Source organism: Sneathiella aquimaris, assembly GCF_026409565.1.
GTDB lineage: Bacteria > Pseudomonadota > Alphaproteobacteria > Sneathiellales > Sneathiellaceae > Sneathiella > Sneathiella aquimaris.
Genome location: NZ_CP112881.1, coordinates 2,099,903 through 2,112,962, shown reverse-complemented (window position 1 = coordinate 2,112,962; position 13,060 = coordinate 2,099,903). Strand labels below are relative to the sequence as shown.

General features: G+C 47.7%; 15 protein-coding genes. 13 read left to right on the top strand and 2 right to left on the bottom strand.

Annotation, left to right across the window (positions count from 1 at the left end; genetic code table 11):
- The first annotated feature begins 41 nt into the window (after positions 1 to 41).
- From sfsA to radC, 3 genes are all read left to right on the top strand, one after another.
- A complete protein-coding gene (gene sfsA, locus OIR97_RS10010; RefSeq protein ID WP_169545495.1) occupies positions 42 to 743 on the top strand; it encodes a DNA/RNA nuclease SfsA in 702 nt (233 codons plus the stop codon).
- Positions 744 to 809: 66 nt separating this feature from the next.
- Entirely contained in the window at positions 810 to 1,634 is an 825-nt protein-coding gene (gene map / locus OIR97_RS10005; RefSeq protein ID WP_169545494.1) for a type I methionyl aminopeptidase, read from the top strand.
- 184 nt (positions 1,635 to 1,818) lie between these two features.
- The gene (gene radC / locus OIR97_RS10000) at positions 1,819 to 2,460 is read left to right on the top strand and encodes a RadC family protein (RefSeq protein WP_169545873.1); all 642 of its coding nucleotides are present in this window, start codon (positions 1,819 to 1,821) and stop codon (positions 2,458 to 2,460) included.
- Positions 2,461 to 2,516: 56 nt separating this feature from the next.
- Here radC and OIR97_RS09995 read toward each other — a convergent pair whose 3' ends face one another.
- Positions 2,517 to 3,062 carry a TetR/AcrR family transcriptional regulator gene (locus OIR97_RS09995; protein WP_169545493.1) on the bottom strand — a complete coding sequence of 182 codons (546 nt, stop codon included), beginning with the start codon at positions 3,060 to 3,062 and terminating at the stop codon, positions 2,517 to 2,519.
- 268 nt (positions 3,063 to 3,330) lie between these two features.
- Here OIR97_RS09995 and purB point away from each other — a divergent pair, with 268 nt between their 5' ends.
- Positions 3,331 to 4,623: an adenylosuccinate lyase gene (gene purB / locus OIR97_RS09990; protein WP_169545492.1), complete on the top strand. Its 1,293-nt coding sequence runs from the start codon at positions 3,331 to 3,333 to the stop codon at positions 4,621 to 4,623.
- A 5-nt stretch (positions 4,624 to 4,628) separates the two neighbouring features.
- Entirely contained in the window at positions 4,629 to 5,198 is a 570-nt protein-coding gene (locus OIR97_RS09985) for a GNAT family N-acetyltransferase (protein WP_169545491.1), read from the top strand.
- A 30-nt stretch (positions 5,199 to 5,228) separates the two neighbouring features.
- Here the strand turns inward: OIR97_RS09985 and OIR97_RS09980 are convergent, their stop codons facing one another.
- Complete coding sequence (locus OIR97_RS09980) at positions 5,229 to 5,549, bottom strand: DUF1476 domain-containing protein (RefSeq protein ID WP_169545490.1); 321 nt, start codon at positions 5,547 to 5,549, stop codon at positions 5,229 to 5,231.
- Positions 5,550 to 5,855: 306 nt separating this feature from the next.
- On the opposite strand from OIR97_RS09980, the gene purC reads away from it, so the two are divergent.
- The 8 genes from purC to OIR97_RS09940 all read left to right on the top strand — a co-directional run bounded on the left by purC (position 5,856) and on the right by OIR97_RS09940 (position 12,633).
- Entirely contained in the window at positions 5,856 to 6,620 is a 765-nt protein-coding gene (gene purC / locus OIR97_RS09975) for a phosphoribosylaminoimidazolesuccinocarboxamide synthase (protein ID WP_169545489.1), read from the top strand.
- Positions 6,621 to 6,670: 50 nt separating this feature from the next.
- On the top strand, positions 6,671 to 6,913 hold the full coding sequence (purS, locus tag OIR97_RS09970) for a phosphoribosylformylglycinamidine synthase subunit PurS (RefSeq protein ID WP_169545488.1): 243 nt from the start codon (positions 6,671 to 6,673) through the stop codon (positions 6,911 to 6,913).
- Positions 6,914 to 6,937: 24 nt separating this feature from the next.
- Complete coding sequence (purQ, locus tag OIR97_RS09965; RefSeq protein WP_169545487.1) at positions 6,938 to 7,627, top strand: phosphoribosylformylglycinamidine synthase subunit PurQ; 690 nt, start codon at positions 6,938 to 6,940, stop codon at positions 7,625 to 7,627.
- An 8-nt stretch (positions 7,628 to 7,635) separates the two neighbouring features.
- The gene (gene purL, locus OIR97_RS09960; RefSeq protein WP_169545486.1) at positions 7,636 to 9,843 is read left to right on the top strand and encodes a phosphoribosylformylglycinamidine synthase subunit PurL; all 2,208 of its coding nucleotides are present in this window, start codon (positions 7,636 to 7,638) and stop codon (positions 9,841 to 9,843) included.
- 6 nt (positions 9,844 to 9,849) lie between these two features.
- The gene (locus OIR97_RS09955; protein WP_169545485.1) at positions 9,850 to 10,086 is read left to right on the top strand and encodes a BolA family protein; all 237 of its coding nucleotides are present in this window, start codon (positions 9,850 to 9,852) and stop codon (positions 10,084 to 10,086) included.
- Between the two features lie 31 nt (positions 10,087 to 10,117).
- Positions 10,118 to 10,456: a Grx4 family monothiol glutaredoxin gene (gene grxD, locus OIR97_RS09950; protein ID WP_169545484.1), complete on the top strand. Its 339-nt coding sequence runs from the start codon at positions 10,118 to 10,120 to the stop codon at positions 10,454 to 10,456.
- A 165-nt stretch (positions 10,457 to 10,621) separates the two neighbouring features.
- A complete protein-coding gene (locus OIR97_RS09945; protein ID WP_267177711.1) occupies positions 10,622 to 11,653 on the top strand; it encodes an alpha/beta hydrolase in 1,032 nt (343 codons plus the stop codon).
- 5 nt (positions 11,654 to 11,658) lie between these two features.
- Positions 11,659 to 12,633 (top strand): nucleoside recognition domain-containing protein, encoded by a 975-nt coding sequence (locus tag OIR97_RS09940; protein ID WP_169545482.1) that lies wholly within the window; start codon positions 11,659 to 11,661, stop codon positions 12,631 to 12,633.
- Positions 12,634 to 13,060: the final 427 nt, after the last annotated feature.

Genomic DNA, 13,060 nt, shown 5'->3' with positions numbered 1-13,060 from the left:
AAATTAAACTTATTCCAATCTAAAAGTATCTGGGACGCAATATGAAATTCAGTCACCCGCTTGTAAAAGGCACCCTGATAAAGCGGTATAAACGCTTTTTATCCGATATTGAGCTGGAGGATGGCTCTGTCGTCACGGCACATTGCGCGAATTCAGGATCAATGATGGGCTTGAAAGAACCGGGTTATGCCGTTTGTTTATCCCCGTCTGACAACCCAAAACGAAAACTGAAATTCACATGGGAGCTGGTCAATCCGGGGAGTTCATGGGTGGGGATAAACACCTCCCTGCCAAACAAAATTGTCTCTGACGCCATTATAGCCGGTAAAATAGAGCCTCTTGCCGGGTATAGTGGATTAAAGAATGAAGTAAAATACGGTGAGAATTCGCGCATTGATATTCTGCTGACCGACGAAAACAGGCCCGATTGCTATGTTGAAGTGAAAAGTGTGACTTTGAGCCGGGATGCTGGCATCGCAGAATTTCCAGATGCGGTCACAAGCCGTGGCACAAAACACCTGAATGAACTGGCAAATATGGTTGAAAGTGGTTATAGAGCCGCTATGTTCTATTTAGTCCAACGCAGCGATTGCCAGTCTTTCCAATTGGCATCAGATATTGACCCGACATACCGCGCTGCATTTTTGGATGCAAAATCCCGTGGAGTCGAAGTATATTGTTATGACTGCACGATAGATCCGAATGGTATTGACGTCAGAACGGCTATCCAGATGGTAGAATAAATTTTGATCTATCATTGAATAGATTGAGTATGATATAAATCTTAAATTAGTTAAGAACCGAGATAAATGAAATATATTGATAGCAAAGACGCGCCCCAACAAAACAACGGTGTCATCAAACTTCATGGTGCCGAAGGGTTTGAAGGCATGCGTAAAGCAGGTCGGTTAGGTGCGGAAACACTGGACATGATCGCAGAACATGTTGTGCCCGGCATTACTACGGAAGAAATCAATACTCTTTGCCATGATTTTATTACTGAACGGGGCGGAATATGCGCGCCCTTGGGATATCGCGGTTTTACGAAATCAGTGTGCACTTCCATAAATCACGTTGTCTGTCATGGCATTCCCGGCCCCAAAAAACTGAAAGACGGCGATATTATCAATATAGATGTGACACCAATTGTTGACGGCTGGCACGGTGACACCAGCCGAATGTTTGTTGCAGGAAAGCCCAGCGTAAAAGCCCGTCGTTTGATTGACATTACCTATGAATGCCTGATGCGCGGGATTGATGTTGTTAAGCCCGGTGCAACAACTGGTGACATTGGACATGCCATTCAATCCTATGCGGAAAGTAAACGCTGTTCTGTTGTTCGCGATTTTTGTGGACATGGCCTTGGGCAAATTTTCCATGACGCACCGAACATTGTTCACTATGGGACACCAGGTGAAGGGGTTGAACTGCGAGCCGGTATGATTTTTACCATTGAGCCCATGATTAATTTGGGAAAATGGCAGGTAAAAGTACTGGAAGACGGTTGGACCGCTGTTACAAAAGATCGGTCCCTGTCTGCGCAGTTTGAGCATTCTCTCGGCGTCACCGAAACCGGATACGAAATTTTTACGCTGTCGCCTGAAGGATTGAATTGCCCGCCTTATGCCCTCTGAGACAGAAGATACTCCGGAAAGTTCGGCAGATAGCATATCCTCTCAGGATTTGGAGGGGAATACTGCCGGATTTACGGATCATTCTGGTCTAACGATCCTGCCGGATGATTTTTATTTCAATATAGAAGAAGGCAGTGCTTCGTTAAAAAAGAAGCATGATCATAAACTGGGACACCGTGAACGCATGCGAAGCAAGGTGCTCTCTGCCGGCGCGGAAAGCCTTGCGGAATACGAAATATTGGAAATGCTGCTTTTTGCTGCGGCACCACGCGGGGATACCCGTCCAATTGCAAAATCACTGATCAAGGAATTTGGCTCACTGGCGAAGGTCTTAACGGCCTCCCCAGAAGCATTGCGAAAAGTTGACAGGGTTGGTGATGCGACCATCGCGACCATGAAGGTTGCTGAAACACTGGGGGTGAAACTCCTTCGCGCCAAAACGGAAAAACGCAATGTGTTGAGTTCGTGGCAGGCGTTGCTGGAATATTGTCAAGGGATCATGGGGCATCGCGAAATCGAGCATTTTAGAATTCTGTTTTTGAATAATAAAAATCACATGATTGCTGATGAGGTGCAACAGACGGGAACGGTCAACCATACCGCAGCCTATCCCCGAGAAGTTATTAAGCGAGCCTTAGAGCTTAGTGCCACGTCGCTTATTCTGGTGCACAACCATCCGTCGGGCGACACAACCCCTTCTAAGGCGGATATTGCGATTACGAAGGAAATTGTCACCGCTGCGGCAGCATTGGGTATCAAAGTTCACGATCATCTGATTGTTAGCGCCAATGAGAGTACCAGCCTGAAATCTTTGGGCTTGATGTAGCGTTTTCAGCTTCAAACCAGCCTTTGCCTTTCCTTAGCAATATTGGGCGCCATGGATCAAAAGAATTTTTTCGGGCTCACACCGTTCAAAAATGTATCCCACCCCAGGTTCAGTGCGTCACGTTGAGCGATAACGCCTCGATTCAACGACGAATTTACAGTGATGGCAAGATAGTCAAACATCCCCGCGATCCAGCCGGTTGGCAAATCTTTCCTGAGTTCCCCCCGGTCTTGTGCGGCCAGAACCAGCTTTTCCACCATGGCCAGTTGATTTAGGAAGATTGTCTCATATTTTTTGCGGTCCTCGACAAACCCTCTCATCCAGAAGAAGTAGTGATTACTCAAGCCCGCATAACCTTCAAAAATCTGACGTATTTGATCCAGCGGCGGTTTGCGGGACTTTTGGGCGTTTAGAAGGATATCCTCAAATAAATCAAGGCTATAGGTTGCTGCTATTTGTAGTAGGTCATTTCTGGATCCAAATCTTCGATTGATCGTAATCCGGCTTACCCCGGCCTCTCTCGCAATTTCCTGCATCGTGGCTTCGGGTTTATGAGCGAGGGTTGTGATTGTTGCTTCAATAATGTCTTCGTCAGTTACCATACAATCAATTCATCGTTAATTGACCCCGCCTTAAGCAGACTGTCGATTGGGGAGAATAGCAACTGAAAAAATATCGTTATCGCAGTTTTGGTTACTTTCCACGGGGCTCATACTGTTTTTAGCGACCTGTATTTCAGCAATTGGCTTCAGAAATGGTTGAGATTCTTGATGCTTCCTGTTAGTGAGTGCGCAACGATCTGATAACTGGTCTTTGACAATCTCTGATAACAAAAGACACCCTTTTGTTTTACATACAAGGTGACGCTCCATGATACCCCGTTATGCCCGCCCGGAAATGACAGCAATCTGGGAACCAGAAAGCAAATTCCGCATTTGGTTTGAAATTGAAGCCCACGCATGTGACGCACAGGCAGAACTGGGCGTCATCCCTAAAGAGGCCGCCAAGGCTGTCTGGGACCGAGGCAATTTCGAAATCGATCGCATCGACGAAATCGAACGGGAAACAAAACATGATGTCATCGCGTTCCTGACCAACCTTCAGGAATATGTCGGTGACGAAGCCCGTTTTGTGCATCAGGGAATGACGTCATCAGACGTTCTGGATACTTGCCTGAACGTACAGCTGACCAAGGCATCCGATATTCTGTTGGACGACATGGACAAATTGCTGGCGGCCCTGAAGAAAAAGGCCTACGAGCATAAAGACGATGTTTGTGTTGGCCGGTCTCACGGTATCCATGCCGAGCCTGTTACATTTGGTTTGAAAATGGCACAGGCGTTTGCCGAATTCGAACGGAATAAAGAGCGTCTTATAAACGCCAGAAAAGATATCGCGACTTGCGCAATTTCCGGGGCAGTCGGGACATTTGCCAATATTGACCCGTTCGTTGAAGAACATGTCGCGAAAGCTTTGGGGCTTGAAGCGGAAACAATTTCGACACAGGTCATTCCGCGTGACCGCCACGCGATGTTTTTTGCAACATTGGGCGTGATCGCCAGTTCTATTGAACGGCTGGCCGTTGAAATCCGTCATTTGCAGCGGACAGAGGTTCTGGAAGCGGAAGAGTATTTCGCCCCAGGCCAAAAAGGATCGTCTGCGATGCCGCATAAACGTAATCCTGTTCTAACCGAAAATTTGACGGGGCTTGCCCGTCTGGTTCGGATGGCAACCATTCCTGCGATGGAAAATGTGGCCCTGTGGCACGAACGCGATATTTCGCATTCTTCTGTTGAACGTGGCATTGGTCCAGACGCAACAATCACACTTGATTTTGCACTGGTTCGTTTGACAAACGTCATCGACAAACTTGTTGTTTATCCCGAAAATATGATGAACAACATGAACAAGCTTGGTGGGCTCATCCATTCACAGCGTGTTCTTCTCGCGTTGACGCAAGCTGGTGTCAGCCGCGAAGATGCGTACCGCCTGGTGCAGCGGAATGCCATGGTAGTTTGGCGTGAAGGCGCCGACTTTATGGATCTGTTGAAAAATGATGACGAAGTTTCAGCAGCCCTTTCCAACGAACAAATAGAGAGTGTGTTTGATCTTGAGTATCATACGAAACATGTAGACACATTGTTCAAGCGCGTTTTTGGCTAAATAAAATGCCGTTTCAAGCGATTGAAACAAAAAGGCTTCTGATCAGGGACTGGAAAGAAACTGATCTGGAGCCTTTTGCCGTTTTAAACGGTGACCCGGACGTCATGGAATTTTTCCCGGCGATCCTTTCGGCTGAACAAAGTAATGCGATGGCGGCTGTTATTCGCGAAAAGATTGATCGCAATAGATATGGTTTTTTCGCGGTCGAGTTGAAAGAAACGGGGAAGTTTATCGGGTTTGTCGGCCTTAATAATCCCGCTGCCCCCCTGCCCTTTAAACCTTGTGTTGAAATCGGATGGCGTCTTGGCAAAGAAGCATGGGGATTTGGTTACGCCACTGAAGCAGCGGCGACGTGTCTGGATTTTGCATTTGATAATCTGAGCTTGGTGGAGGTTGTCTCTTTCACAGCGACGATCAATCTTAAATCGCAAAAAGTAATGCAGCGTCTGGGCTTCCGACAGAACAAAGATGAAGACTTCGATCATCCTGATGTTCCTGAAGGGCATCCCCTTCGTCCCCATGTTTTATACCGATTGTCCAGAGACGACTGGCATAAAAAAAGCCGGTCTTTATAACCGGCTTCTTTTTCAACTGTTTGTCAAATCCTATTCAGATTTGATCTGTTCGCGGGCTTTCACCAGCAATTCATCCATTTCCCGGCGAATTCGGTGGTCCGACATTTCAACATTTTTTGAATCGAAATCACGACGGATTTTACGGAAGACATCGTCGTCGCCTTTTTCTTCCAAATCGGCCGTGATTACTTCTTTTGCGTAAGCGGCAACGGCATCTCCAGAGAGTCCCATCAATTCTGCGGCCCACTGACCCAGAAGCTTGTTGCGGCGCGCATTTGCTTTGAACTCAAGATCGCTATCATGCGCGAACTTGTTTTCGTGTGTTTTACCAAAATCGTCCAAACCTGACATTCTTAACCCCTTAAAGTCACTTTTCAGTGCCGAAAATACTGTTATTACAGCTTATCACAAGACTAAACATGTAAGATGGTTATTTCTTTAAAAAGCGACAAGAACTTTTTTTGAAATTATCCGCCTATAATGTGTCACGAGTTGTTGTGTTTGCGGCATAACTGAACTATGTTCCCCGTGAAATCACTAATCACTGGTATTTCAAGACGGATAGACCGGATTTGTTGACAAGTCATTGCGACAGATCAAGTCAGCCGTTCCCTATTTACTGTTGGCTTTTATAGCCCCATAGCTGGAGTGACGTCCATGACCCGACGTAGACGTGTCTACGAAGGCAAGGCAAAAGTTCTTTTTGAAGGACCAGAGCCAGGAACCCTTGTTCAATATTTTAAAGACGATGCAACTGCGTTCAACGGCGAGAAGAAATCCACCGTGACCGGTAAAGGCGTCCTTAATAACCGTATTTCAGAACATCTGATGAACCGCCTTTCTGAGATCGGTATTCATAATCACTTTATTCGGCGCCTGAACATGCGCGAACAATTGATCCGGGAAGTCGAAATCATTCCTGTGGAAGTTATTGTTCGGAATGTCGCTGCAGGCTCTATTTGCAGTCGTTTAGGGATTACAGAAGGCACAGCCCTTCCGCGGACCATCATTGAATACTGCTTCAAGTCCGATGAACTGAACGATCCCCTTGTTTCTGAAGAGCATGTCACAGCCTTTGGCTGGGCAACGCCGCAGGAACTGGACGACATTATGAACCAGTCTTTGCGGGTCAATGACTTTTTGACCGGACTGTTCACTGGGATCGGCATTAAACTGATCGATTTTAAACTGGAATTTGGACGTCTTTATTCTGACGATGAAGTGCAGGTTATTCTGGCCGATGAAATAAGCCCTGATAACTGCCGTCTTTGGGATATTGCAACCAACGAAAAAATGGACAAAGACAGATTCCGTCGGGACCTTGGTGGGATTGAAGATGCCTATCAGGAAGTCGCTCGGCGGCTGGGTATCCTGCCCGAGGGCGGTCCCGGTGATCTTAAAGGTTCTACAGCAATTCAATAAGGCGCATTTTTGCGCCTTTTTTCTTGGGCATTTCAAGAAGGTAAGGATAAATGAAAGCTCGCGTTACTATTTCACTCAAGAACGGTGTACTGGATCCACAAGGCAAGGCAATTGAAAATGCGTTGCACGGGTTGGGCTTTGAACAGGCAAATAATGTCCGTCAGGGGAAAGTGATCGAACTCGATCTGGGGAATATCTCAGAAAATGAAGCACCGGACACTGTCGACAGGATGTGTAAACAATTGTTGGCCAATACAGTGATCGAAAATTACTCCATTGAATTGTTGGACTAACCTTTACTGGGAGACTAAAGACCGATGAAGGCCGTCGTTATTGTTTTTCCGGGGTCCAACTGTGACCGTGACATGAAAGTTGCGATCGAACAGTCTTTGGGTACCGCCCCGGCTATGGTCTGGCATGCAGACAGTCAATTGCCGGAATGCGATTTAATTGCCATTCCCGGCGGGTTCTCCTACGGCGACTATTTGCGTTGTGGCGCAATCGCGGGGAACTCACCGATCATGAGAGAAGTTGTGAAAAAAGCGGCCTCCGGGACGCCAGTTCTTGGGGTCTGCAACGGATTTCAGGTCGCAACGGAAACCGGAATGCTTCCCGGTGCGTTGCTTCGCAATGCTAATCAGGCTTTCATTTGTAAAGATGTGCATTTGCAAGTTGTGGGCGAAAACCGGAACTTCTCAGCTGGTTTTTCTTCAGGTGATATTGTGCGCTTTCCTGTGGCCCATCATGACGGTAATTATTTTGCCGATGATGAGACCCTTGCCCGGCTCGAAGGTGAAGGCCAGATAGCCTTTAAATATGCCGATGAAAATGGCGTTGTTTCAGGCGAGAGCAACATAAACGGTTCGCGCAATAATATTGCCGGTGTTTATAACAAGGCTGGAAATATCCTTGGTTTGATGCCTCACCCTGAACGCCTGATCAGTGACCAGCTTGGTGGCACGGACGGCAAAGTTTTCTTCGATAATCTTATCAATTCTCTGAACTGATTGACGACATGACCGAAATCACAAAAGAAATTGTCGCTGAACACGGTTTATCCGAAAGCGAATATGAACGGGTTCTGGAAATTCTGGGACGCGAACCAAATCTGACGGAACTTGGGATCTTCTCTGTAATGTGGAGTGAGCATTGTTCCTATAAATCTTCCAAAAAATGGCTCAAGACCCTACCGACTGAAGCCCCTTGGGTCATTTGCGGGCCCGGGGAGAATGCCGGTGTGGTTGATATTGGCGATGGCCAGGCCGCCATTTTTAAAATGGAGAGCCATAACCACCCTTCTTATATCGAGCCCTATCAAGGTGCAGCGACCGGTGTTGGCGGCATTATGCGGGATGTCTTTACAATGGGCGCCCGCCCGATTGCTAATCTGAATGCCCTTCGGTTTGGCCGACCAGAGCACCCAAAAACACGACATCTGGTGTCTGGTGTCGTGGCTGGTATCGGTGGCTATGGCAACTGCATGGGCATTCCAACAGTGGGCGGTGAAACCAATTTTCATGCGTCTTATGACGGTAATATTCTGGTAAATGCGATGACCGTTGGTCTTGCAGATACCGATAATATTTTCTATTCAGCCGCCGCCGGTATCGGCAATCCGGTTGTCTATGTGGGATCGAAGACCGGGCGCGATGGTATTCACGGCGCCACGATGGCATCAGCCGAATTCGATGATGACAGCGAAGAGAAACGCCCGACAGTGCAGGTAGGGGATCCGTTCACGGAAAAACTCCTTCTGGAAGCCTGCCTCGAATTAATGGCAACGGACGCGATTGTTGCTATTCAGGATATGGGGGCTGCCGGTCTGACCTCTTCTTCTTTTGAGATGGCAGATAAAGGCGGCGTTGGAATTCAGCTGGATCTTGATCACGTTCCGATGCGCGAAGAAGGCATGACGCCTTATGAAATCATGCTGTCGGAAAGTCAGGAAAGAATGCTTATGGTTCTGAAACCCGGTCGGGAAGCAGAAGCAAAAGCGATCTTTGACAAGTGGGAACTTGATTTCTCAGTCATCGGAACCGTTACTGACACAGGGCGCATGGTCCTGACAATGTTCGGTGATGTGGTGGCAGACCTTCCGGTTGCTCCTTTGGCGGATGCCGCGCCTGAATATGATCGTCCATGGGTAAAGACAGAAACGCCTGCACCGATCAAGGCCGCAGATGTCGCCGAATGCAAGGATCTGAAACAGGCCCTGCTGACGATTATGGGCTCTTCTGAAATTGCCAGCCGAAAATGGATTTGGGAACAGTATGACCATATGGTCATGGGCGACACCATTCAACGTCCTGGCGGCGATGCCGCAGTTGTCCGTATCCACGGAACAGATAAAGCGCTTGCCGTCACAACAGACTGTACACCGCGGTATTGTTATGCGGATCCAGAAACCGGCGGGGCGCAGGCGATTGCGGAAACCTGGCGTAATCTGACCGCAACCGGGGCCCTGCCTCTTGCGGTTACGGATTGCATGAATTTTGGAAACCCGGAACGTCCTGATATTATGGGACAGTTTGTTGGATGTATTGACGGCATGCGAAAAGCCTGCACAGATCTGGATTATCCAGTCGTGTCTGGTAATGTGTCCTTGTATAACGAAACAAACGGAACCGGCATTCATCCGACCCCCGCAATTGGCGGCGTAGGTTTGTTGAAACAGTCCGATCATATGGCCACGATCGCTTTTAAAAACGAAGGGGATGTTGTTCTTCTGGTTGGTGATACATCGGGAGACATGGGCCAGTCTATTTACCTGAGAGAAATCGAGGGCCGTGAAGAAGGGGCACCGCCTCGGATGGATCTTGCTGTTGAAAAAAGAAACGGTGATTTTGTGAGACAGACAATTCACACTGGTTTGGTAACAGCGTGTCACGATCTTTCAGATGGTGGTTTGGCTGTCGCCTTGAGCGAAATGGCGCTTGCCGGTAAGATGGGCGCAACGATCGATCTGGATATGGATCTTCCTTCGCATGCGGCACTTTTTGCAGAAGATCAGGGTCGTTATGTAATGACGGCATCGCCTGAAAATGCAGAGAAACTTCTGGAAAATTCAAAGAATGCCAACGTTCCCCTTCAAATTATTGGAACGACCGGTCATAATGAATTGAATATTGCAGGTGAACTGCACATATCTGTAGAAGATATCCGTCAGGTGCACAGCAATTGGCTGCCAAATCTGATGGTAAAACAAAGTGTTGAGCAGGAGTAATTAAGCATGGCAATGGACGCAGGTGAAATCGAACGCCTCATTCTCGAAGGTATCCCGGGTGCTTCCGTACAAATCACAGATTTGCGGGGTGATGGCGATCATTATGCTGCGCTGGTTGAATCTTCGGCTTTTGAAGGTATTCCACGTGTCAAACAACATCAAATGGTGTATGACGCTCTCAAAGGGAAAATGGGCGGTGACCTGCATGCACTTGCATTGCAGACATCAACCCCTAAATCATAAATTACGTTAATAGTTTAAGAAGGACTTACAAATGCTTGATCAAGCTACCGAAGAACGGATTAAACAGGAAGTGTCCTCGAACGATGTTGTCCTGTTCATGAAAGGGACGGCAATCTTCCCGCAATGCGGTTTTTCAGCGACAGCGGTTCAGATTTTATCGCACCTGAATGTCAAGTTTCACAGCATTGATGTCCTCAGTGATCCCAGCATTCGTGACGGCATAAAACAATATAGTGAATGGCCAACCATCCCTCAGCTTTATGTAAAAGGCGAGTTTCTTGGCGGTTGCGACATTATGCGCGAAATGTTTGAAACAGGGGAATTGCAGGGCATTCTTGAAGAAAAGAATGTTGCCAAAGCAACTGCTTAATTGCCTATACCTGACGAGATCAAAAAACGGTGCGGTAGAGCGCCGTTTTTTTTGACCTAAATTCGAAAGATCCCCCTGACATTTCGACGAAAATACGTTGATGTCTTTAAAAAATAATCTACTCTGCCCACAGAAAATGAGGGAATTTGCACTCTGGGGGGCAATGTGAATCAAGAAAAACTAGTGAAAATCATTGCGTCGTTACCCGATGGGTTGTTCAATCTTTTATATATTGCCCGGCGGATCAAAAAGGACAAACAACTCCTGAACGCAAAGGCACAGTTTTTGTGTTCCATCGTTGAAAAACAAAGCCTCCCTATTGAAGAGGAAACCGTTGAAAACGCACGGCTGCAAATGGAGAACCTTTCTGACTTGCTGTCTGGTGAGGCAGTGCACATAGGGTCTATAGAAGATTTCACCATTGACGGTCCCTTAGGCGACATCCCTGTCCGTTTGTATAAACCAGAAACTGATAACAGCCTGCTTCCGGTTCTGGTTTATTATCATGGGGGTGGGTTTATTCGGGGGTCAATTAACTCACATGACGGGCTTTGCCGGCGCCTTGTTCAATTTGGCGGTTTTGCTGTTTTATCCGTTGATTACCATCTGGCCCCGGAAAGTCCTTTTCCTGCTGCTGTAGATGATGCCTACGCTGCCTATGACTGGGCTCGTTTGAACGGCCAGTCGAAAGGTCTGGATACCGGAAAGGTTGCTGTCGGCGGCGATAGTTCTGGCGGTAACCTGGCGGCAGTCGTTGCACAGGATACACTGCGCAATGGTACCCCCTCGCCCGTATTTCAGTTATTGCTTTACCCCACGACAGACGCCAACTTTACGGCACCCAGCCATCGCACATTTGCAAATGGGTTTTTCCTAACAGCGGAGCGAATGCATTGGTATAGAGGACACTATCTTCCTGATCCCGACCTTTGGAATGATGAAAGAGCCTCACCGGGATTGAAGGAAGATCTTGAAGGGCTTGCGCCCGCCCTGATCATTACCGCAGGATTTGATCCGTTGCGAGATGAGGCAGAAGATTATGCCAAACGTTTAAAAGAATCCGGGGTTCCCATGGGCGTTATCCGGTATGAAGGCATGGTACATGGCTTTATGTCGCTAAGCGGTTTATTGGAAAAGGGAGATGAAGCAATTCGGACCTCTGCAGACACCTTGAAAACTGTATTTTCCAAGGTTTGATTGCGATGAATGCGATGCTTAAGGCATTAACGGAAATTTTCCAGGAAAGTTTCATTGTCTATTGGGGACTGTTGAAAATCATGGTTCCCGTCATGGTTATTGTTGAAATCGGTGTTCGTTTGGGCGTCGTGGAAATCATTAGTAAATGGTGCGCACCTATAATGTCTGTGTTCGGCCTTCCAGCTGAGCTTTCCCTTGTTTTGGCGACCAATCTGATTGTGGGCCTTTATGGTGCCGGGGCTGCCCTTGTTACCTTGGCCCCCGGTTTGGATCTTACTGTTGAAAATATGACCGTTCTGGCAGGAATGCTCCTTTTTGCGCATGCCCTTCCCGTGGAACAGACGATCGTAAAAAAGACCGGCACACCGCTTGTTTTTTCCATTTTCACTCGGGTTTTTGCCGCGGGATTTTATGGTTGGATAATGCATGTGGTCTATCAGTTTTTTGGCGCTCTTGATGGTCCGGCAACCATATTGATCACGGCGGAAAACCAGACGGGTGATACCAGCTGGATGGCGTGGGGAATCTCTTCCCTTACCGGTCTCATTTCAGTTTTCGGTGTTCTCGTCTTTTTGATCACCCTGCTTCGTGTTCTGGAATTTCTTGGTATTACAAAGCTTATCACCCGGGCCTTAACACCCGCGCTGCGCCTCATGGGGGTCGGACCAAATGCGGCCCCCCTTGCGATGATTGGAATATTGCTGGGCCTTTCTTTTGGAGGCGCGCTCATCTTACGCGAAGTCGAAAAAGGGGCCCTTCAGCCGAGAAGTATATTTATCTCCATGATTTTTATGGGGCTGTGTCATAGCCTGATTGAAGATACGATTATTGCAATTGCCTATGGTGGGCATTGGAGTGGTGTTCTGGTTGGCCGACTTGTCATTTCAATCCTGCTGATCCTTCCTGTCAGTTTCTATGTTCTGCGTGTTTCCGATAAGACTTTCTTTCGCTACTGGTACAGTAAAAAGAGTAGCCCTTAAGGTGACATAAACCCTGCCGGTTTGCCTGGCGGGTAATTGACCGACGCTTTTCGGGCCCGTTTGAAAACGCATTGCAAGTGTGTGTTACGCCCCAGTTCCTTAATCGTGAAGGCCATAAAAGCGGTGTTGTGACACTCGACTTGGAGAACGCGGGATAAAATTCGCGCAGTCCTGGCTTTCTGTCACGCGAGAGGGCACCTAATTCAATTCCAGAGGGAGTACCAAAATACCGGAGCCCCGCAGGCATGCCCAAACAACCGGATTTAAAAAAATTGGAGGAACGAATGGCTTCAGGACATCCCTGCTCGTAAAAAAAAGCAATCCCATTCCACGGCCCATGACGCCTTATATGACCAATAAGAGACACGGAAAATATTCAGCATTTTGTAGTTTTTATAATCAACGATAGGGCGCCCGTTTATCCAAC